Source organism: Streptomyces sp. DH10 (genome assembly GCF_029813805.1).
Classification (GTDB): domain Bacteria; phylum Actinomycetota; class Actinomycetes; order Streptomycetales; family Streptomycetaceae; genus Streptomyces; species Streptomyces coeruleofuscus.
Genome location: NZ_JARVKU010000019.1, coordinates 15,812 through 38,309, shown reverse-complemented (window position 1 = coordinate 38,309; position 22,498 = coordinate 15,812). Strand labels below are relative to the sequence as shown.

The window sequence follows — 22,498 nt, the reverse complement described above, 5'->3', positions numbered from 1 at the left end:
ACGGTCAGTGGTCCGGGCCGCCCAGCCGGTCGGCCAGGCACGCCAGGTACAGCGCCATGGCCGTCCGGTGCTCGCGCAGCGGGCGGCCGGTGAGCTGCTCGATCTTGTTCATGCGGTAGACGACGGTGTTGCGGTGGATGTGCAGCGCCGCGGACGCTCGTACGAGGTTGAACCCGCTCTCGCACCAGGCGGTGATCGTGTCCCGGAGGGCCGGCCAGTCCGGCTGCTCCCGCAGCCGCGCGGCGGTCAGGTCGAGCAGCCGGGTGCGGGCGGACTGGCTCACCGCCGCCAGGAGCTGGTGGACCCGCAGATCGCCGATCGAGTGGACGGTGGAGCCGCCGTCCACCCGGGCGCCCAGGCGCAGCGCGTCGCACGCGTCCTGGTAGGAGTCGTGCAGAGCGCCGACGGAGGCGGCCGGTTCGCCGATGCCCGCCCGGGCGGTGAGCCCGTCCTGGGCGGCGATGACGTCCGTGACCCGGCGGCAGTCGGCGGCCGGCGCGTCCGCCGGGGCCCGGGCCGGGAGCCGGTGCAGGACGCCGATCCAGCCGGGAGCCGTCCCGGCGACGATGTCCTGCGGGTCGGCGAAGACGTCGCGGACCGTACGCAGCAGCTCGGAGCGGACCAGTGCCACGTCCCGGGCCCGGGCACCCCGACGGGCGCCCGGGTCGGGCACCGTCACCTCGAAGGCCACCGCGACCCGGCGCAGCCGCAGGTCGAAGCCGAGGTCGGCGGCCCGGAACAGCAGGAGGTCGCCCTCCACGACCAGCGGGTCGTACGCGGCGATGTCGGTGAGCAGTTTCTCGGCCGCTCGCTCGGCGAGCAGCCGGGAGCGCAGCATCACGGACTCCCGGATCAGGATCTCCGTCTGCCGCTTCACCAGCAGACCGAAGCGGCCCACCTGCGCGGGGGTGCCGGTGATCCCGACGGTCCCCACCGCCCGCCCGTCCGTGACCAGGGGCAGGGTGATCCCGGGCCGGACCCCGCGCAGCGAGTGGGCCTGAGAGGCGTTGTGCGTGGCGGGTTCCTTGGTGCGGACGACCTCGACGGACGCCTCGTGGAAGGTGCCGACGCGACTGCTGTCGCCGCTGCCGATGACCATGCCCTCCGCGTCGGTGATCAGCACGTTGAAGCCGATGACCGCGGAGGTGTCCCCGGCGATCTCCTGCGCGAGTGACGGGCTCAGCATGGGCGATTCCTCCCGCCAGGGGCGGTCCGGGTTGGACGCACCGTACAGGGGAGGCAGGCGTTCCGGCGACAAGTTCGTACGAAGTGAACGGTGACGCGCGGCGAGCCTGTGCCTAGCGTATGGGCCTCATCACCTCCCCGCCGGGAGCACAGTGTCCCGTGAATCGGCGGGATCCTTCAGCACCGAGACGGAAGGCCCGAGCCGATGATCCGTGCGCGCTCGCTCGCTCTCGCTTTGTCCGCGATGCTCCTGATGTCCACCGCCGCCTGCGGCTCGGGCGGGGACGACGCCCCGAAGAACGTGTCCGCCGAGACCGCCGCGCTGGGCACGCTCACGCCCGGCGTCATCAAGGTGGCCGTCCAGCCCTACGCGCCCTACACCAGCGTCCAGGGCGGCAGAATCGTCGGACTCGACGGCGACATCCTCGCCTACGCCGCCAAGAAGCTGGGCCTGAAGATCGAGCCGGAGGTGACGGACTTCGCGGGCATGCTCGCCGGGGTGCAGTCCCGCCGGGTCGACATCACCATCGGCGGCGTCGCCTGGTCCGCCGACCGGCAGAAGCAGGGGCTGTTCACCGATCCGCCGTACTACTCGCCCCCGGCGATGGCCGTCCGCAGCGGCAAGACGTACAAGACCGTCGGTGACCTGGAGGGCCTGAACCTGGGCACCGTCGAGGGCTACGTCTGGGTCAAGTCCATCCAGGCCGTGCCGGACGGCAAGCTGCACGCCTACCCCGACGCCAACGGCGTCTTCGACGACCTGGGCGCCGGCCGGGTCGACGTCGGCTTCCTCGACCCGCTGATCATCATCGCCGCGCAGAAGCAGCGTCCGGAGCTGAAGATCGACACCCAGTACCTGACGCCGCCGACCGCCGCGCAGGTGAAGGCCAAGCCCGCCTACGCGTACTTCCAGCCGTACCAGACCGGCTTCTACCTGCCGAAGAAGGCCACGAAGCTGGAGCGGGCGATCTCCGCGCAGATCGACGCCATGTACAAGAACGGCGAGCTGGACAAGCTCGTCCGCAAGTACGGCGGCGACCCGAAGCAGTTCCTCGTGCCCGCCGCCGACGTCGCCACGGCCCGCCGGGGCGTGGACCGGCCCCAGGACTGGACGCCCCCGTCCATCGCCCAGTGAAAGCAGCCGCCATGTCCGGTCTCTTCGAGGTCCCCTGGTCCGACTACCGGCCCGATCTGATCTCCGCGCTCGGGCGCACCCTGTCCTACACCGTCGTCAGCTTCTCGGGGGCGGTGCTGCTCGGCCTGACCGTGGCGCTGCTCCGGCTCAGCCGGGCCTGGCCGGCGCGCGCCCTGGCCGCCGTCTACACCGAGGTGTTCAAGAACGTCCCGCTGCTCGCCATCATCTTCCTGACCTACTTCGGCCTCGCCTCGGCCGGGATCCGGCTGGACGTCTTCACGGCCGGCTGCCTCAGCCTGGTCGTCTTCTACGCCGCCTACCTGTCCGAGATCTTCCGCGCCGCGATCAGCGGCGTGCACGCCGGGCAGACCGAGGCCGGCGAGGCGCTGGGAGTCGGCAGGACCGGCATCTTCGGCCACATCGTGCTGCCACAGGCCCTCCGGCTGGCCCTGCCCGGCACCAACACCATGCTCGTCGACCTGCTCAAGTCCACCTCGCTGCTGGTCACCGTCTCCGCCGCGGAGCTGATGTCCGAGGGGCGGCTCATCACCTCGGCCACCTTCCGGGCCCTGGAGGTGTACCTGGTCATCGCGGCGATCTACTTCGCCCTCTGCTACCCGCTGTCCCAGCTGCTGCTGCTCCTGGAGCGCAAGGTCCGGTCGGGAGTGCCCCTGTCGCCGTGGCGACGGCGGCGCCTGCGAGCGGCCCGTGCCCTGCTGGCCGCCGAACCGGCTGCCCCCGTCCCCGTGAAGGAGGTTTCCGCATGACCGAGTCAGTGGCCGCGGCGACGCCCGCCGCCCGGGCCTCCTCCCAGGCCGTCATACGGATCGAGGGGCTGTGCAAGTCCTTCGACGGCCGGCTCGTGCTCGACCGGGTGAACCTGGAGGTCGGCCGGGGCAGCATCGTCAGCGTCATCGGGCAGAGCGGGGGCGGGAAGACGACCCTGATGCGCTGCGTGAACCTGCTGGAACGCCCGGACCGGGGCACTGTCGAGGTCGCCGGTGAGGTCATCCACGAGGGCGGCCACATGGTCTGCCGCGATCTGCCCCGGCTGCGCCGCACGGTCGGCATGGTCTTCCAGCGGTTCCACCTGTTCCCGCACCTGACCGCCGTGGAGAACGTGGTGCTCGCGCAGCGCAAGGCGGGAGTGCCCGAAGCGCAGGCCCTGGAGCGGGCCGTGGCGCTGCTGCGCCGGGTCGGGGTGGCCCACCGCTCCCTCGCCCAGCCCGAGCAGCTCTCCGGCGGCGAACAGCAGCGCGTCGCCATCGCGCGGGCCCTCGCCCTGAGGCCCGAGGTACTGCTCTTCGACGAGCCCACCTCCTCCCTGGACCCGGAGGCGACCCGGGAGGTGCTGAGCGTGATGCGCGAACTGGCCGCCGACGGGATGACGATGCTGCTCGTCACCCACGAACTGCCCTTCGCCCGGGAGGTGTCCGACCACGTCGTGTTCGTCGACGGCGGCCGGATCGTGGAGGAGGGCCGGCCCGAGGACGTCCTGGACACCCCCGCCGAGACCCGCACCAGGGAGTTCCTCGCGTCGTACGGGAACGCCTCATGAGCGCCGTATCGGGTACGGCGGACCCGGTCGTCGTCGTGGGCGGCGGTGTGGTGGGGCTGTGCACGGCCTACTACCTGGCCGCCGCTGGGCTGCCGGTGGAGGTGGTCGAGCGGCGCCGGCTCGGGTCCGGGGCGTCCCGGGGCAACGCCGGCTGGGTCTGCCTCAGCCACTCGACGCCGGTGCCGGCCCCGGGCGTGGTGCGCTACGCCCTGCGCTCGCTGGGCCGCCCGGACTCCCCGCTCTACCTGCGGCCACTCCCTGATCCGGCGTTCGTACGGTGGCTGTGGCGGTTCTGGCGCAGCAGCACACCGGCCGTCTTCAAGCGCGGCTACGCGGCGGTCGCCGAGCTGAACCGCGAGACCTTCGGCCTGTTCGACGGCATGCGCGAGGCCGGGGTGGACACGACGCTGACCCGGCCCGGGATGGTGCACGCCTTCCTGTCGCCGGCCGAGGCCCGGCACCACCTCGCGGTCCAGCGGGAGATGGCGGACGGGCACTACCCCGTGCCCGACGACATCGTCACGGGCGCCGAGGCGCACCTGCTGGACGAGGCCCTGTCACCGGCCGTGCGCGCGGCCTACCTCGTGGCGGGGGAGGGGGTCGTCGACCCGGAGGCGTTCGCGCGTGCCCTCGGCGAGGCACTGGCCGCCGCGGGTGTGAAGATCCACGAGAACGCCGAGGTCACCGGGTTCCGGACGGCGGGCGGCCGGGTCACGGCCCTGCGCACCGCCGACATCGAAATGCCCTGTTCGGCGGTCGTCGTCACCGCCGGGATGCGCTCGCCGGATCTGCTCGGGTTCCTGGGGCACCGTCTGCCCCTCCAGGCGGGCAAGGGGTACAGCTTCTCCGTGGACCTGGATCCGGTGCCCCGGCACACGCTGTACTTCGGTGAGCGCCGGGCGGTCGCCTCACCGATCGGCGGCACCACGCGGATCGGCGGCACGATGGAGCTCAGCGGCAACAACAACCGTCTCGACTGGCGCCGTATCGTCGCGGTCGCCCTCGCGAGCCGGCATTACCTGGGCCGCTGGTTCGACGACCCGGACGACCTGGTCGGCCTGATCCGGGACCCCTGGGTCGGCGGGCGCCCGTTCCTCCCCGACGGACTCCCGGTGATCGACCGCGTGCCGGGGCACGACAACGCCTACGCTGCCACCGGCCACGGCATGCTCGGGGTCACCCTGGGGCCGGTCACCGGGCACCGGCTCGCCGAGTATGTCGCCACCGGGCGGCGGCCCGAGGCCCTCGTGCCCTTCGGCTTCGACCGGCTGCGGAGCTGAGCGCGACGCGGTCTGGTGGGCGGGGATTTTGTCGATGTACGTTCATGTCGCCCCGATCCGTGCACCTGCCTCGTCCCCTGGAGGACAGTCATGCCGATGCCCTGGTTACGGATGCTGGTCGCCTCGACGGCGGCGATGGTGCTGGCCGGCCCGACCGCCGTCGCCACCGCCGCCCCGTCGGACCGGGACGGCGTGCGGGAGAGCGTGCACACCGCCGGGCGGGTCAAGGACGCCGGGGACGTGCTCCAGTACAGCTGGCCAGGCGTGTACTTCGAGGGCCGGTTCCGCGGCACCGGCGTGGGCGTCGTGCTCGACGACCCGGCCGCCGACTACGACGTCCAGATCGACGGAACCACCGTCGCCACCCTCGTCACGCCGGGCCGGACCACCCACTGGATCAAGGGTCTGCGCGACGGCGTGCACACCGTCCGGCTCGTCAAGCGCAACGACACCCCCTGGAGCACCAGCTCCTTCGGCGGATTCGTCGCCGCGCCGGGCGGCGCCGTCCTCGGCAGACCGGCCGAACGCGGCCGCCAGATCGAGTTCGTCGGCGACTCCCTCACGGCGGGCTACGGCAACCTCTCGGCCTCCCGCGACTGCACCGGCGAGCAGGTCGCGCGCACCACGAACGCCGACGTGAGCTACGGCGCCCTCACCGCCCGGCGGCTGCGCGCCGACTACCAGGTCAACGCGTATTCCGGCCTGGGCATGGTCCGCAACTACAACGGCGGGACGCCGGAGGTGAACTACCGCACCTTCTACGACCGCGCGCTGCTGAACGTGCCCGGCGACGTCTGGCAGAACCCGGGCGCCTGGCGGCCGAAGCTCGTGGTGGTCCACCTGGGCACCAACGACTTCTCGACGCCCGTCAACCCGGGCGAGCCGTGGACGGACGAGAGTCTCGCCGCCGCCTACCGCAGCGCCTACAGCGGCTTCCTCCAGAAGCTGCGGACGCGCTACGGAGCCGGGACCACCGTGGTGGCCGTCGGCGCCGGGCCGTTCGCCGGACATGTGGAGCAGGTCGTACAGGAACGCACCGCCGTCGGCGACCGCCGGGTCCGCTACTGGCGCCTCGACGACACGGGCCTGGATTTCCTCGGCTGCCACTGGCACTACTCGGCCCGCGACAACCGGCTGCTCGCCGACCGGCTCACCGCGTTCATCACCGACCTGCGGATACGGTGGTGACATGTCGTAGCCGGTTCCGCCCGCAGCGCGTAACGTGACGAACCATGAAGATCTCCATCACGGGGGACGGCTCGTCATGAGAATCCTCATCAGCGCCGACATGGAGGGCGCCACCGGCGTCACCTGGCCGGACGACGTGCTGCCGGGCGCCTCGCAGTGGGAGCGCTGCCGCTCGCTGTTCACCTCGGACGTCAACGCCGCCGTGCTCGGCTTCTACGACGGCGGCGCAGACGAGGTGATCGTCAACGAGGCGCACTGGACCATGCGCAACCTGCTGCTGGAGCAACTGGACGAACGGGCCCAGCTGCTCACCGGGCGGCACAAGGCGCTGTCCATGGTGGAGGGCGTGCAGCACGGCGACGTGGACGGCATCGCGTTCGTCGGCTACCACGCGGGCGCCGGCATGGAGGGCGTCCTCGCGCACACCTACCTCGCGAACCAGATCACGGGCGTGTGGCTGAACGACGTACCCGCCAGCGAGGGGCTGCTCAACGCCCATGTCGTCGCGGAGTTCGGGGTGCCGGTCGTGCTGGTCACCGGGGACGACATCACCTGCGAGGACGCGCTCGGGTACGCGCCCGAGGCGCTCAAGGTCGCCGTGAAGGACCACGTCTCGCGGTACGCGGCGGTGTGCCGCACGCCCGCCAGGACCGCGGCGGAGATCCGGGCGGCGGCCAAGGAGGCGGCGTCGCTGGCGGTGCGTCACGAACCCGTGCGCGGCGGCCCGTTCACCGTCGCCGTGGAGTTCGACGCCGAGCACCTGGCCATGGCCGCCACCGTCGTGCCGGGTGTGGACCGGATCGGGGAGCGGAAGGTGGCCTGCACGAGCGAGACCATGTACGAGGGCATCCGCGCCTTCAAGGCGGTCACCACGATCGTCTCGGCCGCGGTGGAGGAGCAGTATGGCTGAGCAGGCGGATTGGCAGGCGCTGGACGAGGTCGTGACGTTCACGTCCGACCTGATCCGGATCGACACCACCAACCGGGGCGGGGGCGACTGCCAGGAGCGGCCCGCCGCCGAGTACGCCGCCGCGCGGCTCGCCGAGGCCGGCATCGAGCCGACACTCCTGGAGCGCACCAAGGGCCGCACCAACGTCGTCGCCCGCATCGAGGGCACCGACCCCTCGGCCGACGCGCTGCTGCTCCACGGCCATCTGGACGTCGTACCCGCCGCGGCCGCCGACTGGAGCGTGCACCCGTTCTCCGGGGAGATCCGCGACGGGGTCGTCTGGGGGCGCGGCGCCGTCGACATGAAGAACATGGACGCGATGATCCTGGCCGTGGTGCGTGCCTGGGCGCGCCAGGGCGTCCGCCCCCGGCGGGACATCGTCATCGCGTTCACCGCGGACGAGGAGGCCAGCGCCGAGGACGGCTCCGGGTTCCTCGCCGACGAACACGCCGCGCTGTTCGAGGGTTGCACCGAGGGCGTCAGCGAGGCGGGCGCCTTCACCTTCCACGACGGCGCCGGACGGCAGATCTACCCCCTCTCGGCCGGTGAGCGCGGCACCGCCTGGCTGAAGCTCACCGCGCGCGGCCGGGCCGGGCACGGCTCCAAGGTGAACAAGGCCAACGCGGTCACCCGGCTCGCGGCCGCGATCAACCGGATCGGGGAGCACGAGTGGCCGCTGCGGCTGACCCCGACCGTGCGCGCCGCGCTCACCGAACTCGCCGCGCTGTACGGCATCGAGCCCGACCTGACCGACGTGGACCGGCTGCTCGACAAGCTCGGACCGGCCGCCGCGCTCGTCGAGTCGACCATCCGCAACAGCGCCAACCCGACCATGCTGGACGCCGGTTACAAGATCAACGTCATTCCCGGTGAGGCCGTGGCGCACGTGGACGGCCGGTATCTGCCCGGCGGCGAGGACGAGTTCCGCGACACCCTCGACCGGCTCACGGGGCCGGACGTGGAGTGGGAGTTCCACCACCGCGAGGTGGCCCTCCAGGCGCCGGTGGACTCGGCGACGTTCGCCCGGATGCGGGCCGCCGTCCAGGAGTTCGCCCCGGAGGGGCACGTAGTGCCGTTCTGCATGCCCGGCGGCACGGACGCCAAGCAGTTCTCCCGCCTCGGCATCACCGGTTACGGCTTCACACCGCTGAAGCTGCCGGAGGGCTACGACTACTGGGCCATGTTCCACGGCGTCGACGAGCGGGTCCCCGTCGAGGCACTGCACTTCGGCGTCCGCGTGCTCGACCGGTTCCTGCGCACGGCCTAGGGAGTGGGGGAGACGGTGCGGACACTGCCGTACGGGGCGTGGCCCTCGCCCATCGACGCGGCCCTGGCCGCCGCGCACGACGGACACCCGGAGTACGTGGGGTTCGTCGGCGACGAGGTGTGGTGGACCGAACCGCGCCCCGCCGAGGCGGGCCGGCGCACCCTGGTGCGGCGGCACAATCAGGAGGTGGGGCGCGAAGCGCCTCGTTGGAGGGGTGGTGGCGGGCGACGGGCGGGCGGCACGGAGGAGTCGCTGCTGCCCGCGCCGTGGAACGTGCGCAGCCGGGTCATCGAGTACGGCGGGCACCCGTGGGCCGCACTCCCGGGGGAGAACGGCCCGCTGGTGGTGTTCGTGAACTTCGCCGACCAGCGGCTCTACCGGTACGAGCCGGGCGGCGAGCCGAGTCCGCTCACGCCCGTGTCCGACGTCGGCGCTGGCCTGCGCTGGGCCGAGCCGCGACTGCGGCCCGAGCGGGGCGAGGTGTGGTGCGTGCTGGAGGAGTTCACCGGCCCCGGGCCCGCCGATGTGCGCCGTGTCCTGGCCGCCGTACCGCTGGACGGCTCCGCCGCCCGGGACCGGGACGCCGTACGGGAACTCACCGACGACCGGCACCGGTTCGTGACCGGAGCGCGGCTGTCGCCGGACGGGCGGCGGGCGGCCTGGCTCGCCTGGGACCATCCGCGCATGCCGTGGGACGGCACCGAACTGCTCCTCGCCGATGTCGGCCCCGACGGCACCCTGCACGGCGCCCGGACCGTCGCCGGCGGGCCCGGCGAGTCCGTCGCCCAGGCCGACTTCACCCACGACGGCCGTCTGCTGTACGCGAGCGACCGCAGCGGCTGGTGGAACCTGTACCTCGACGGGGAGCCCCTGTGCCCGCGCGAGGAGGAGTTCGCCGGGGCGCTGTGGAAACCGGGCATGCGATGGTTCGCGCCGCTCGACAGCGGCCTGATCGCCGTCGTCCACGGCCGGGGCGCCACCGCCCTCGGCATCCTGGACCCCGACACCGGTGAGGTCGTCGACGCGGCCGGGCCCTGGACCGAGTTCACCGCCACCCTCGCGGCGCGCGGCGAGCGGATCGTCGCCGTCGGCGCCAGCCCGCGCAGCGCCTACGAGGTCGTCGAGCTGGACGCCCTCCCCCACGCTCGAACAAACTCGCGCGGGGGCACCCTCATCCGCCACGCCCGCGTCATCGGCGCCGAACACGACGACGCCGTGGACCCCACGTACTACCCCGAGCCGCAGATCCGCACCTTCACCGGCCCCGACGGACGCGACATCCACGCCCACATCTACCCGCCGCACCACCCCGGCTGCGTCGCGCCCGCCGACGAGCTGCCGCCGTACGTCGTCTGGGCGCACGGCGGGCCCACCGGACGCGCGCCGCTCGTGCTCGACCTGGAGATCGCGTACTTCACCTCGCGCGGCATCGGCGTCGCCGAGGTCAACTACGGCGGTTCCACCGGCTACGGCCGCGCCTACCGCGAACGGCTGCGCGAGCAGTGGGGCGTGGTCGACGTCGAGGACTGCGCCGCCGTCGCCCTGGCCCTCGCCGACGAGGGCACCGCCGACCGCGACCGGCTCGCCGTCCGGGGCGGCAGCGCGGGCGGCTGGACCGCGGCCGCCTCCCTCACCACGACCGACGTCTACGCCTGCGGCACGATCAAGTACCCCATCCTGGACCTCACCGGCTGGGGCACGGGCGAGACCCACGACTTCGAGTCGCACTACCTGGAGAGCCTGATCGGGCCGCTCGCCGACGTGCCCGCGCGCTACACGGAGCGCTCGCCCGCCACCCATGCCGACCGCCTGGACGTGCCCTTCCTGCTGCTCCAGGGCCTGGACGACGTGATCTGCCCGCCCGTCCAGTGCGAGCGGTTCCTGGCCCGGCTCGGGGACCGGCCGGTGCCGCACGCCTACCTCGCCTTCGAGGGGGAGGGGCACGGGTTCCGGAGGGCGGAGACCATGGTGCGCGCCCTGGAAGCCGAACTATCCCTGTACGCCCAGGTGTTCCGGTTGAATCCACCCGGCGTCCCGATCCTGGAGCTCGCCGAGTGAGACCCCTGCTGCGACCGCCCCGGCTCGTCCCCGGCGCCCGCGTGGCCGTCGTCGCGCCCAGCGGGCCCGTGCCCGAGGAGCGGCTCCAGGCCGGGCTCGACGTCCTGCGCTGCTGGGACCTCGACCCCGTGGTGGCGCCCCATGTGCTCGGCCGTCACCGGGAGTTCGACTATCTGGCCGGTACGGACGCCCAGCGGGCCGCCGACCTCCAGAACGCCTGGTGCGACCCGGCCGTCGCCGCGGTGCTGTGCGCCCGGGGCGGGTACGGGGCGCAGCGCATGGCCGACCTGCTCGACTGGGAGGCGATGCGGGCGGCGGGCCCGAAGGTGTTCGCCGGGTTCAGCGACATCACCGTCCTGCACCAGGCGTTCGCCACCCGCCTGGGGCTGGCCACCCTGTACGGCCCGGCGGCGGCCGGTGTCGACTTCATCAAGAACGCCCGGGCGCAGGAACACCTCCGGGCGACCCTCTTCGAGCCCGAGTCCGTGCGGACCGTCACCGCCGTACCCCCGGGCGGCACCGCTCTGGTGCCCGGACGGGCCCGTGGCGTGACACTCGGCGGCTGCCTCAGCCTCCTCGCGAGTGACCTCGGCACCCCGCACGCCCTCGCGGGTGCCCGGGGCGGGCTGCTGCTGATCGAGGACGTGGGCGAGAGCCCGTACCGCGTCGACCGGTATCTCACCCAACTCCTGCGTACCGGCTGGCTGGACGGGGTCGCCGGGATCGTGCTCGGGTCCTGGGCGGCGTGCGGTCCGTACGAGGAGCTGCGCGCGGTGCTCGCCGACCGGCTCGGCGGCCTCGGCGTCCCGGTCGTGGAGGAGTTCGGGTTCGGGCACGGCGAGGGCGCGCTGACGGTGCCGCTCGGCGTCCCGGCCGAACTGGACGCCTCCACGGGCACGTTGACGTTCGACGCGCCGCCCCTGAGCTGAGCGCGCCGCTACTGAAATCCTGTCAAGAAACCCTCACTTCGGTGATTGACGGCCCCTGACACGTGTCACACCATGACTACCGGCCGGTACCTACTGGTCGGTATCCGGGTTGGCCAGGTTGTGGTTGTCGTCCCCCCTCACCGTGGAGGTCCGTGTGTCCCGACGCGTGCCCAGATCCCGCGCACCCCTCGCCCTCGCTCTGGGCGCCGCCCTGGCCGCCCCCCTCGCCATCGGCCCACCCGCCTCCGCGGCCGACCCCTACACCGTCACCCCGCTGAAGTTCACCGTCCGGGCCGGCGGCCGCTCCTGCACGGTCGACGCCGACCTGTACCGTCCCGCGGGCGTGGACCGGGACCACCCGGCACCCGCCGTGCTCGGCACGAACGGCTTCGGCGGCAGCAAGTCGGACGGTTCGACGGACACCATCGGCAAGGCCTTCGCCCAGCGCGGCTACGTCTCCCTCGTCTACTCCGGACTCGGCTTCGGCCGCAGCGGCTGCCTCGTCTCCCTCGACGACCCGGACATCGACGGCGCCGCCGCCGCGCAGCTCGTCGACTTCCTGGGCGGCAAACGCGCCGCCGACGACGGCACCACCGCCGACTTCGTCACCCTCGACGCCCCCGGCGACCCACGCGTCGGCATGATCGGCGGCTCCTACGGCGGCGCCGTCCAGCTCGCCACGGCCTCCGTCGACCACCGCCTCGACGCGCTCGTCCCCATGATCACCTGGAACGACCTGGCGTACTCGCTGGACCCCAACAACGCCGTCGGCAGCGCCGGTGTCCCCGGCGTCTTCAAGTGGCAGTGGACCAACGGCTTCTACCTCATCGGCGAGGGCCAGCCCCTGCTCCAGCCGAGCCTCGACCCCTCCCGCGTCAACTCCCTGGCCTGCCTGCACTTCGTCACCGAGGCCTGCCGGACCGTCCACACCCTCAACTCCGGCAGCTACCCCGCCGGCCGGACCGCCGAGCTGCTCGCCTTCGCCCGCCGCGTCTCCCCGGCGTCCTACCTGCACCGCGTCAAGACGCCCACCCTGCTGGTCCAAGGGCAGGCCGACACCCTCTTCAACCTCAACGAGGCCACGGCGACGTACCGGACACTCCGGGCCCAGGGCACCCCCGTGAAGATGATCTGGCAGTCCTGGGGGCACAGCGGCGGGCTCACCGGCCCGGCGGCCGCCGGTGAGCTCGACCTGTCGAAGGGCAACCTGGAGACCAGTTACGTCGGCCGGCGCGTCCTCGCCTGGTTCGACCGCCACCTGCGCAAGCGGACGGACGTCGACACGGGACCGGCCTTCGCCTACTACCGCGACTGGGTGACCGACCCGAACCGCACCTACGCCACCGCCGACCACCTCCCCGCGCTCAACCGCACGCTGTACCTCTCCGGGGACGGCAAGCTCGTCGACGACCGAAGCAAGGTGGCCCGCGGCAACCGCGGCTACACCAACTGGCTGATCCCCACGAGCCATTCGGAGAGCTCGCTGGCCGGCCTCATCGGACTGCGGGACTCACCACCAAGCGACATCAAGGGCACCTACCTCGACTGGACCAGCGAATCGCTGGAGCGCCCCCTCGACGTCGTCGGAGCGCCCCGGGCCACGCTCAAGGTGCACTCCCCGAAGGCCGAACGCACGCAGAACTCCGGCGACGCGGCCGACAAGCTGGTCCTCTTCGCCAAGATCTACGACGTCGCGCCCGACGGCACCCGCACCCTCGTGCGCCGCCTGGTCGCGCCCGTCCGGGTGCCGGACGTGACGAAGAGCTTCACCGTCACGCTGCCCGGCATCGTGCACCGGTACGAGACCGGGCACCGGCTGCGGTTCGTGATCGCGGCGAGCGACGACGCGTACTTCGGCAACCGGGGGATCAAGCCGGTGACCGTGGTCGGCGGGCCGCGCGAGCCCGGGGTGCTCCGGCTGCCGGTCGCCGGGTCCTGAGTCGCCGGGTCCTGAGTCGCCGGTTCCCGATGAGACACGGCCGGCGCGGTTACTGTGGCGGGATGCCGCACCACGCATCCCGCTACCTCGCCGAAGGCCCCCGGGTGGGCATACGCCACTTCACGTACGAGGACGGTGCCGAGTTCACCGCCCGCGCCCGGGAGAGCAAGGACCTGCACCACCCGTGGCTCTTCCCGCCCGACACCGCCACGGCGTACACCGCGTACGCCGGGCGGCTGATCGAGGACCACTCCAAGGCCGGGTTCCTGGTCTGCGAGAAGAGCGACGGGGCCATCGGCGGCTTCATCAACGTCAACAACATCGTCGAGGGCGGCTTCCAGTCCGGAACGCTGGGCTACGGCGCCTTCGCGCACGCCGCCGGGCGCGGGGTGATGCGCGAAGGGCTGGACCTCGTCGTGCGGTACGCGTTCGGCCCGATGCGGCTGCACCGGCTGGAGATCAACGTCCAGCCCCTGAACGCCGCGTCGATCGCCCTGGCCCGCAGCTGCGGATTCCGCCTGGAGGGCTTCTCGCCGAAGATGCTCTTCGTCGACGGCGACTGGCGCGACCACGAGCGCTGGGCGATCACCGCCGAGATGGTCGAGGAGCCGGGGCGACGGCGCTGAGCCGGGCCCCGGCCGGGATCACGCCTGGCGGTCCACGTACTCGTAGACCGACCCGTCCGGATGCAGGGCGATCAGGTTGCGGCCCGCCGGTGAGGCGATCGGGCCCGCGATGATGTGGGCGCCCACCTCGGTCAGCACCTTGTGGGTCTCCTCGACGTCCGTCACGGCGATCGTCGCGGCCACCTTGCGCAGCACCTCCAGCTCGGCCGGCGGCCCGCTCATCAGCAGAAAGCAGCCGATCGCCGCCACCTGGACACCGCCCCGTTCGAAGCGCTGGGCTCTGCCGCCCGCCAGCCGCTCGTAGAAGGGAATCGCGGTCTCGAGGTCGTCGACGCAGACGCGCAGTGTGGCACCCAGAATCTCCATGGGGACGAGCCTAGTTACGCGCGAGGGGGCAAGGGTACCCGGCCGGGCATGAAGCCGCTGGATCACCTGGAGCATCTGGACAAGCATCTCGTCGACGAGCTGGCACAGGTGGCGCGCGAGACCGTCCGGGACGAACTGCGCGAGCAGACGCGCAAGCAGCGCCGCAAAGCCGCGCTGTACGCCGCGTCCGGCGCCCTCGCCCTGTACGCGGGCGCGGCCCTCGCGCTCGCCGTCGGACTGGCCCTCGCCCTCGGCCTGCCCGACTGGGCCGCCGCGCTGATCACCGCCGCGATCCTGGGTGTCGCGGCGTACGTGCTGCGCGGCATGGCCCGGCCGTCCGCGTCCCCGCCGGGTTCCGCGCACGCGGCCGGCGTGACGCCGGGGCATGAGAGCACCACGACACCGGGCGCCGGAGTGCCCGGCGGTGTGCCGCCCGTGCCGCCGGCCCCGCCCGCCGCCGGACCGGTCGCCGGAGCCGCCGGCGGACCCGCCCCCGGTATCGTGCCCCCGCGGCCGGCGGACGACCCCGACGTGCCTCCCCGCAGGGCGTGATCCGAAGTGAGCACGACGGAAACACCGCACGGCCGCGTCGTCGTGGTGACCGGCGCCAGCGGCGGCGTGGGACGGGCCACGGCCCGCGCCTTCGCCGCCGGGGGCGACCGGGTCGCCCTGCTGGCGCGAGGGAGTGAAGGGCTCGCCGCCGCGGCCGACGAGGTACGCGGCGCCGGGGGTGAGCCCCTCGTCATCGGCGTGGACGTCTCCGACGCCGAGGCCGTCGACGACGCCGCCCAGCAGGTCGTCGACACGTTCGGGCCCATCGACGTCTGGGTCAACAACGCCTTCACCGGGGTCTTCGCGCCCTTCACGGAGATCGACCCGGACGAGTTCCGCCGCGTGACCGAAGTGACCTACCTGGGCTACGTGTTCGGCACCCGGGCAGCCCTGCGCCACATGCTGCCGCGCGACCGCGGCACGATCGTGCAGGTCGGCTCCGCCCTCGCCTACCGGGGCATCCCGCTCCAGTCGGCGTACTGCGGCGCCAAGCACGCGATCCAGGGGTTCAACGAGTCCCTGCGCTGCGAACTGCTGCACGCGCGCAGTGGGGTGTGTACGACGATGGTGCAGCTGCCCGCCGTCAACACCCCGCAGTTCGAGTGGGTGCTGAACCGCATGAAGGGCCGGGCCCGGCCGGTCGCGCCCGTGTACCAGCCGGAGGTCGCGGCCCGGGCGATCGTGTACGCGGCGTCGCACGCGGGGCGCCGCGAGTACTGGGTGGGCGCCTCCACGGCCGCCACGCTCATCGCCAACGCCGTCGTCCCCGGGCTGCTGGAACGCTACCTGGCGCGTACGGGCTTCTCGTCGCAGCAGGACGAGGAGCGGCACGACGAGCCGGCCAACCTGTGGGCTCCGGCGGACGGGCCGCAGGGCCACGACTTCGGCGCGCACGGGCGGTTCGACGACGAGGCCGTGCACGACAGCCCGCAGCAGTGGGTCTCACGGAACCGGCGGCGGATGGGCGCGGCCCTGACCGTGGGGGCGGCGGGGATCCTGGCCGCACGCAAACTGGCCGGACAGGCCCGCCGGTAGGCGCACCTCGGCCGACAGACCGGTCCCGGGCCGGGCGGATCGTGCCCGCCCGGCCGCTGCGCACCGCCTGCTGGGCCTGCTGGCGGTTGTAGGCGCCGTTGGCGTCGACGTACAACTCCGCCTCCGGCCCAGGCGTACCGCCTGGGCCGGAGGCGGAGTTGCCTTCCGTCAGACCGCCTGCTGGAGCTGAGGCAGCACCTTCGTGCGGTAGAAGTCGAAGAAGCCGCGCAGGTCCGGGCCGATCTGGTTGACGTAGACCCGGTCGAAGCCCGCGTCGGCGAACTGCTTCAGCTCGGCCACGTGCTCGTCCGCGTCGTCGCCGCACACCCGGTTCTCACGCACCATGTCCTCGGTGACCAGCTGCTGCGCCTGCTCGAAGTGCTTCGGCGAGGGCAGCACCTGGCCCAGCTCACCGGGCAGCTGCTCGTTCGCCCAGAGCCGGTGGACGGTCTTCACGGCCGCGTCCTTGTCGGTGTCGTAGCAGACCTTGGTGCCGCCGCTGACGAGCTTTCCGCCGCCTCCGCCCTTGCGGTACTGCTCCACCATCGCCTCGTCCGGCTGGATGGTGATGTAGCCGTCGCCGACGCGGGACGCCAGCTGCGTGGCCGCCGGGCCGAAGCCGGAGATGTCGATCGGGATCGGCTCGTCCGGGACCGTGTACAGGCGGGCGTTCTCGACCGTGTAGTGCGGGCCGTGGTGGTTGACCTCCTCGCCGCTGAACAGCCGGCGCATCACCTGGATGGCCTCCTCCAGCATGTCCAGACGGACGTGGGCCGGCGGCCAGTGGTCACCCAGGATGTGCTCGTTGAGCGCCTCGCCGGAGCCGACGCCGAGCCGGAAGCGGTTGTCCGTCATCACCGCGCTGGTCGCCGCGGCCTGCGCCACCACCGCCGGATGCATCCGCACGGTCGGGCAGGTCACCGCCGTCTCGACCGGCAGGGACACCGTCTCGGACAGCGCGCCGATCACCGACCACACGAACGGGCTCTGGCCCTGCTCGTCGTTCCACGGGTGGTAGTGGTCCGAGATCCACAGCGCCTGGAATCCGGCCTGCTCGGCCATCCGGGCCTGCTCGATCAGCTCGGCGGGTCCGTACTGCTCGCACGAGAGGAAGTATCCGTACTCGGGCATGGGGGAGTGCCTCCGCGACATCGGCGGTCGTGTATCCCGCACCGGGTACCCGGGCGCGGGTCCGGAAACCGGCGGCGTCCGGTCGAGAGGGCCCCGGCGGACGTTTGGGTGCCCTGGCCAGGGGGACGCGGAAGGCTCCCGAGGTACGCGACAGCGCCGGAGGCGAGCCAACCGTGAGTCGACCCCGCATCCTGATCGTCGGTGCCGGCTTCGCCGGGTACCGCACGGCACGCACCCTGTCCCGGATGACCCGGGGCCGGGCGCACATCACCCTGCTGAACCCGACCGACTACTTCCTGTACCTGCCCCTGCTGCCCCAGGTCGCCGCCGGTGTCCTGGAACCGCGCCGGGTCACGGTCTCCCTGTCGGACACGCTGCCGAATGTACGGCTGGTGCTGGGCGAGGCCGACCGGATCGACCTCGACGGACAGACCCTGCACTACACCGGCCCCGAGGGTGACGGCGGCACACTCGCCTACGACCGTCTGGTACTCGCCGCCGGCAGCGTCAACAAGCTGCTGCCGATCCCCGGCGTCGCCGAGTACGCGCACGGCTTCCGGGGGCTGCCCGAGGCGCTGTACCTGCGCGACCACGTGACCCGGCAGGTGGAGCTGGCGGCCGCCGCCGACGATCCCAAGAGCTGCGCCGCCCGGTGCACCTTCGTCGTGGTCGGCGCCGGCTACACCGGCACCGAGGTCGCCGCGCACGGGCAGATGTTCACCGACGCGCAGGTCCGCAAGCACCCGCTGCGGCAGGGCATGCGGCCGCGCTGGATGCTGCTGGACGTGGCGCCGCGGGTGCTGCCCGAGATGGACGAGAAGCTGTCCACCACCGCCGACCGGGTGCTGCGGCAGCGGGGCGTGGACGTGCGGATGGGCACCTCCGTGAAGGAGGCCACGCCCGACGGGGTCGTACTGACCGACGGCGAGTTCGTCGAGACCCGGACCCTGGTGTGGTGCGTGGGCGTACGGCCCGACCCGCTGGTCGAGTCCCTCGGGCTGCCGATGGAGAAGGGTCGGCTGCTCGTCGACCCGCACCTCCAGGTGCCGGGCCGGCCCGAGCTGTTCGCCTGCGGTGACGTGGCCGCGGTGCCGGATCTGGACAAGCCGGGGAGCTACACGCCGATGACCGCGCAGCACGCCTGGCGGCACGGCAAGGTCGCGGCGGAGAACGTCGCCGCCTCGCTCGGCCTCGGCGGCGCGCGCAAGCCCTACCGCCATCGCGACCTGGGCTTCGTCGTCGACCTCGGTGGTGCCAAGGCCGCCGCCAACCCGCTCGGCGTGCCCCTGTCCGGGGTGCCGGCGGGTGCGGTGACGCGGGGCTACCACCTCGCGGCGATGCCCGGCAACCGCGTCCGGGTCGCTGCCGACTGGCTGCTGGACGCGGTACTGCCGCGCCAGGCCGTGCAGTTGGGGCTCGTCCGGTCCTGGTCCGTGCCGCTGGACACGTCCTCGCCGGAGCTGGCCCGGGTGCCGGGCGGGCCGGAGCGACGGCAGGAGGAGAGCGCCCGGTCGGGGCCCGGGGCGGCGATCGAGGCCGACACCCACGACGGTGGGAGCGGTACCGGATCCCCGCAGGGCCGGGCCGGAGAAGAGCCCGCGAAGGGGCAGCCCGGATCCAGGGCGACGCAGCAGCCGCCCGGATCCGGGACCGCACAGCGCCGATCGGAAGAGGAGCTGGCCAAGGGCCGCCCCGGAGCGGAACCGGCCAGGAACTGGCCGGCCGACGAGCCCGCCAAGGGACCGGTCGGGAGCGGCTCGGCGAAGGGCCATCTGGCTGCCGAGTCGGAGAAGGGGCGCTCCGGTGGGGAGCCGGCCAGGAACCAGCCCGGTGGCGAGCCTGCGAAGAACCAGCCCGGTGGGGAGCCTGCGAAGAACCAGCCCGGTGGTGAGCCGGCCAGGACCCAGCCCGGCGGCGAACCCGCCAAGAACCAGCCCCGGACCACCCCACAGCCCCCGGCCGACCGGCCACCCCCGGATCCCGACGCCGCCCCCGGCCCCGTCAAGCGATCCGACGTCCCGGACGACTCCGCGAAAGGAGACTCATGAACACCGGTGAACTCACCGACCTCGGACAGCAGCTGCGCGTGGACAGTGTCCGCGCTGCCGCCGCCGCGGGCTCCGGGCACCCGACGTCATCCATGTCCGCGGCCGACCTGATGGCCGTCCTGTTCGCCCATCACCTCCGCTACGACTTCGACCGCCCCGCCCACCCCGGCAACGACCGCTTCGTCCTCTCCAAGGGACACGCCTCGCCGCTGCTGTACTCCGCGTACAAGGCGGCCGGCGCCATCGACGACGAGGAACTGCTCACCTTCCGCAAGCTGGGCAGCCGCCTCGAAGGGCACCCCACGCCCCAGCGTCTGCCGTGGGTCGAGACGGCCACGGGCTCGCTCGGGCAGGGCCTGCCGGTCGGTGTCGGTATCGCGCTGGCCGGCAAGCGGCTGGACCGCACCGGCTATCGCGTGTGGGTGCTGTGCGGCGACAGCGAACTGGCCGAGGGGTCCGTGTGGGAGGCCGCCGAGCACGCCGGGCACGAGCACCTGGACAACCTCACCGTGATCGTCGACGTCAACCGGCTCGGCCAGCGCGGCCCGACGCGGCACGGCCACGACCTGGACGCCTACGCCCGCCGCTTCCAGGCCTTCGACTGGCACACCATCGAGGTCGACGGGCACGACGTGGACGCGATCGACCGCGCCTACGGAGAGGCCGCGTCCACCAAGGGCCAGCCCACCGCGATCCTGGCCCGCACCCTCAAGGGCAAGGGCGTCGAGGGCGTCCAGGACCGCGAGGGACTGCACGGCAAGCCGCTGCCCGAGGCCGACGAGGCGATCGCCGAACTCGGCGGGCCGCGTGACATCCGCGTCCGGGTGCAGGAGCCGCCGGCCGCCCGCATGCTGCACTCGGTGCACACCGGGGACTTCGACCTGCCGACGTGGGACAAGGACGAGGAGGTCGCCACCCGCAACGCCTTCGGGCAGGCGCTGGCCGCGCTCGGCACGGGCCGCGGCGACATCGTGGCACTGGACGGCGAGGTCGGCGACTCCACCCGTGCCGAGTTCTTCGCCAAGGAGCACCCCGACCGCTACTTCGAGTGCTACATCGCCGAGCAGCAGCTCGTCGCGTCGGCGGTCGGGCTCGCGGCCCGCGGCTGGGTGCCGTACGCCGCCACCTTCGCCGCCTTCCTGACCCGGGCGTACGACTTCGTCCGGATGGCGTCCATCAGCGGCTCCGGCATCAATCTCGTCGGCTCGCACGCGGGCGTCGCCATCGGCGAGGACGGACCCAGCCAGATGGGCCTGGAGGACCTGGCGATGATGCGGGCGGTGCACGGCTCGACCGTGCTGTACCCCTGCGACGCCAACCAGACCGCGCGGCTCGTCGGCACGATGGCCGGTCTGGAGGGCGTCCGCTACCTGCGCACCTCGCGCGGCGAGAGCCCGGTGATCTACGGCCCGGACGAGGACTTCCCGGTCGGCGGGAGCAAGGTGCTGCGCTCCTCCGGCAGCGACCGGCTGACCCTCGTGACGGCGGGTGTCACCGTGCACGAGGCACTGGCCGCCGCCGACGCCCTGGAGCAGGAGGGCATCCGGGCCCGGGTGATCGACCTGTACTCCGTGAAGCCCGTCGACCGGCCCACCCTGCGCCGGGCCGCCGAGGAGACCGGCTGCCTGGTGACCGTGGAGGACCACCACCCGGAGGGCGGCATCGGCGACGCGGTCCTGGAGGCCTTCGCCGACGGACGCCCCGTACCGCGCCTGGTGCGGCTCGCCGTGCGGAGCATGCCGGGCTCGGCCTCCCCGGACGAGCAGCTGCACGCCGCGGGCATCGACGCCGAGTCGATCGCGGCGGCCGGGCGGCTGCTGGTGGAGGAGGCGGTCGTGCCGTGAGCGGCGGCGACGGCACGCGCAGGGTGCGGGCGGGCCGCCGCACCGTGGAGGTCCACCGGCCGGACAAGGTGCTCTTCCCCGGCGGCGGTGACGCCAAGGAGTACACCAAGGGCGATCTGGTGGACTACCACCGGGCCGTCGCGCCCTTCATGCTGCCGCACCTGCGCGGCCGTCCCCTGATGCTGGAGCGGCGCCCGGACGGGCTCGACGGGCCCACGTTCATGCAGAAGAACACCCCGGACCACTACCCGGAGTGGATCACCCGGGTCGAGGTGGCCAAGGAGGGCGGCACCGTCCGCCACGCCGTCTGCGACGACACCGCCACCCTCCTCTTTCTGGCCGACCAGGCCGGCATCACCCTGCACCGCTGGCTCTCCCGCGCCGACAGCGTCGACCACCCCGACCGGTTGGTCTTCGACCTCGACCCGGCGCAGGACGACTTCGACGCCGTGCGCGAGGCCGCCCGGCTGCTGGGGGAACTGCTGGACGAGCTGGAGCTGCCCTCGGCGCTGATGACCACCGGATCGCGCGGGCTGCACGTGATCGTGCCGTTGAACGGCCGGCACGACTTCGACGAGGTGCGCTCCTTCGCCCGGGACGTGGCCGACACCCTCGCCGACGCCCACCCCGACCGGCTCACCACCGCCGCCCGCAAGAAGGAGCGGGGGGAGCGGCTCTACCTCGACGTGCAGCGCAACGCCTACGCGCAGACCGCCGTCGCGCCCTTCACGGTCCGGCCCCGGCCGGGCGCGCCCGTGGCTACCCCGATCACCTGGGACCAGCTGGACGACCCGGAGCTGCACGCCCGCCGCTGGACCATCGCCGACGCCGTGGAGCAGGCCCGCACCAAGCCCTGGTCGGGCCTGCTCAACCGCGGCCGGGCGCTGGGCCCGGCCCGGCGGCGGTTGGACGCCCTGCGCGGCTGAGCCACCCCCGTGGCCGCCGGCGGGTGGCAGATGCATGCGCCCGTAGAGGTTTGGCGAACACTCTTGCGGCCACACGGAGGGGGAGGTGGCCATGTCGAACACAAGAAACACGCAAGAGTCACAGGATTCACAGAAGTCCCAAACCTCTGAGAATTCTCGTAAACCCACTGACAATGCGGCCGACCGGCCGAGCCCCATGGAGGTGCTGCGCCAGGCGCGCGGCCAGCTCGCGGAGCTCACCGGCATGACCGCCGAATCCGTGTCGTCCTTCGAGCAGACCGACCAGGGCTGGGCGCTGGAGGTCGAAGTCCTCGAACTCGAGCGCGTGCCCGACACGATGAGCCTGATGGCGAGCTATCAGGTGGAGCTCGACGCCCAGGGACAGCTCACGGGTTATCGGCGCGTCCGCCGCTACGAGCGGGGGCGGTCCGACTCGCGAAGGACCGGTGGTCACTAGACCGCCCGACCGGACCCGCACCCCG

At 72.8% G+C, this 22,498-nt stretch carries 20 protein-coding genes; 17 read left to right on the top strand and 3 right to left on the bottom strand.

Going from position 1 to position 22,498, the window contains the following annotated elements; translation table 11 throughout:
* Nucleotides 1-4: 4 nt before the first annotated feature.
* Nucleotides 5-1,186 (bottom strand): CdaR family transcriptional regulator, encoded by a 1,182-nt coding sequence (locus QC385_RS31820; protein ID WP_279544817.1) that lies wholly within the window; start codon nt 1,184-1,186, stop codon nt 5-7.
* A gap of 204 nt (nt 1,187-1,390) precedes the next feature.
* Between QC385_RS31820 and QC385_RS31815 the strand changes: the two genes are divergently transcribed.
* The 11 genes from QC385_RS31815 to QC385_RS31765 all read left to right on the top strand — a co-directional run bounded on the left by QC385_RS31815 (nt 1,391) and on the right by QC385_RS31765 (nt 14,114).
* On the top strand, nt 1,391-2,320 hold the full coding sequence (locus QC385_RS31815; RefSeq protein WP_279544816.1) for a substrate-binding periplasmic protein: 930 nt from the start codon (nt 1,391-1,393) through the stop codon (nt 2,318-2,320).
* Nucleotides 2,321-2,331: 11 nt separating this feature from the next.
* Nucleotides 2,332-3,087, top strand: a complete 756-nt coding sequence (locus tag QC385_RS31810) for an amino acid ABC transporter permease (protein ID WP_279544815.1) — start codon at nt 2,332-2,334, stop codon at nt 3,085-3,087.
* Complete coding sequence (locus QC385_RS31805) at nt 3,084-3,878, top strand: amino acid ABC transporter ATP-binding protein (protein ID WP_279544814.1); 795 nt, start codon at nt 3,084-3,086, stop codon at nt 3,876-3,878. The genes QC385_RS31810 and QC385_RS31805 overlap by 4 nt, the downstream gene beginning before the upstream one ends.
* The gene (locus QC385_RS31800) at nt 3,875-5,158 is read left to right on the top strand and encodes an NAD(P)/FAD-dependent oxidoreductase (protein WP_279544813.1); all 1,284 of its coding nucleotides are present in this window, start codon (nt 3,875-3,877) and stop codon (nt 5,156-5,158) included. Before QC385_RS31805 ends, QC385_RS31800 begins: the two co-directional genes overlap by 4 nt.
* A 96-nt stretch (nt 5,159-5,254) precedes the next feature.
* The gene (locus QC385_RS31795; protein WP_279544812.1) at nt 5,255-6,346 is read left to right on the top strand and encodes an SGNH/GDSL hydrolase family protein; all 1,092 of its coding nucleotides are present in this window, start codon (nt 5,255-5,257) and stop codon (nt 6,344-6,346) included.
* Between the two features lie 76 nt (nt 6,347-6,422).
* Nucleotides 6,423-7,256: a M55 family metallopeptidase gene (locus QC385_RS31790; protein WP_279544811.1), complete on the top strand. Its 834-nt coding sequence runs from the start codon at nt 6,423-6,425 to the stop codon at nt 7,254-7,256.
* A complete protein-coding gene (locus tag QC385_RS31785) occupies nt 7,249-8,562 on the top strand; it encodes a M20/M25/M40 family metallo-hydrolase (protein ID WP_279544810.1) in 1,314 nt (437 codons plus the stop codon). Before QC385_RS31790 ends, QC385_RS31785 begins: the two co-directional genes overlap by 8 nt.
* A gap of 3 nt (nt 8,563-8,565) precedes the next feature.
* Complete coding sequence (locus QC385_RS31780; RefSeq protein WP_279544809.1) at nt 8,566-10,620, top strand: prolyl oligopeptidase family serine peptidase; 2,055 nt, start codon at nt 8,566-8,568, stop codon at nt 10,618-10,620.
* Nucleotides 10,617-11,549 carry a S66 peptidase family protein gene (locus QC385_RS31775; RefSeq protein WP_279544808.1) on the top strand — a complete coding sequence of 311 codons (933 nt, stop codon included), beginning with the start codon at nt 10,617-10,619 and terminating at the stop codon, nt 11,547-11,549. Before QC385_RS31780 ends, QC385_RS31775 begins: the two co-directional genes overlap by 4 nt.
* Nucleotides 11,550-11,703: 154 nt before the next feature.
* Nucleotides 11,704-13,488 carry a CocE/NonD family hydrolase gene (locus QC385_RS31770; RefSeq protein ID WP_279544807.1) on the top strand — a complete coding sequence of 595 codons (1,785 nt, stop codon included), beginning with the start codon at nt 11,704-11,706 and terminating at the stop codon, nt 13,486-13,488.
* 62 nt (nt 13,489-13,550) lie between these two features.
* Complete coding sequence (locus tag QC385_RS31765; RefSeq protein WP_279544806.1) at nt 13,551-14,114, top strand: GNAT family N-acetyltransferase; 564 nt, start codon at nt 13,551-13,553, stop codon at nt 14,112-14,114.
* An 18-nt stretch (nt 14,115-14,132) separates the two neighbouring features.
* On the opposite strand, the gene QC385_RS31760 is transcribed toward QC385_RS31765, so the two are convergent.
* Nucleotides 14,133-14,480, bottom strand: coding sequence for a VOC family protein (locus QC385_RS31760; protein WP_059420053.1), 348 nt, complete (start codon nt 14,478-14,480; stop codon nt 14,133-14,135).
* A gap of 48 nt (nt 14,481-14,528) precedes the next feature.
* Here QC385_RS31760 and QC385_RS31755 point away from each other — a divergent pair, with 48 nt between their 5' ends.
* Together QC385_RS31755 and QC385_RS31750 are read left to right on the top strand one after the other, a co-directional pair.
* Nucleotides 14,529-15,032, top strand: a complete 504-nt coding sequence (locus QC385_RS31755; protein ID WP_279544805.1) for a phage holin family protein — start codon at nt 14,529-14,531, stop codon at nt 15,030-15,032.
* Nucleotides 15,033-15,038: 6 nt separating this feature from the next.
* Complete coding sequence (locus QC385_RS31750) at nt 15,039-16,067, top strand: SDR family oxidoreductase (RefSeq protein WP_279544804.1); 1,029 nt, start codon at nt 15,039-15,041, stop codon at nt 16,065-16,067.
* Between the two features lie 168 nt (nt 16,068-16,235).
* Here QC385_RS31750 and QC385_RS31745 read toward each other — a convergent pair whose 3' ends face one another.
* Complete coding sequence (locus tag QC385_RS31745) at nt 16,236-17,198, bottom strand: LLM class F420-dependent oxidoreductase (protein ID WP_279544803.1); 963 nt, start codon at nt 17,196-17,198, stop codon at nt 16,236-16,238.
* Between the two features lie 173 nt (nt 17,199-17,371).
* On the opposite strand from QC385_RS31745, the gene QC385_RS31740 reads away from it, so the two are divergent.
* The 4 genes from QC385_RS31740 (at nt 17,372) to QC385_RS31725 (ending at nt 22,473) form a co-directional block, all read left to right on the top strand.
* Nucleotides 17,372-19,246, top strand: a complete 1,875-nt coding sequence (locus QC385_RS31740; protein ID WP_279544802.1) for an FAD-dependent oxidoreductase — start codon at nt 17,372-17,374, stop codon at nt 19,244-19,246.
* A complete protein-coding gene (locus QC385_RS31735) occupies nt 19,243-21,090 on the top strand; it encodes a transketolase (RefSeq protein ID WP_279544801.1) in 1,848 nt (615 codons plus the stop codon). The genes QC385_RS31740 and QC385_RS31735 overlap by 4 nt, the downstream gene beginning before the upstream one ends.
* Nucleotides 21,087-22,016, top strand: a complete 930-nt coding sequence (gene ligD / locus QC385_RS31730; protein ID WP_279544800.1) for a non-homologous end-joining DNA ligase — start codon at nt 21,087-21,089, stop codon at nt 22,014-22,016. The genes QC385_RS31735 and ligD overlap by 4 nt, the downstream gene beginning before the upstream one ends.
* A gap of 91 nt (nt 22,017-22,107) precedes the next feature.
* Complete coding sequence (locus tag QC385_RS31725) at nt 22,108-22,473, top strand: gas vesicle protein GvpO (protein WP_279544799.1); 366 nt, start codon at nt 22,108-22,110, stop codon at nt 22,471-22,473.
* The last annotated feature ends 25 nt before the right edge of the window (nt 22,474-22,498 follow it).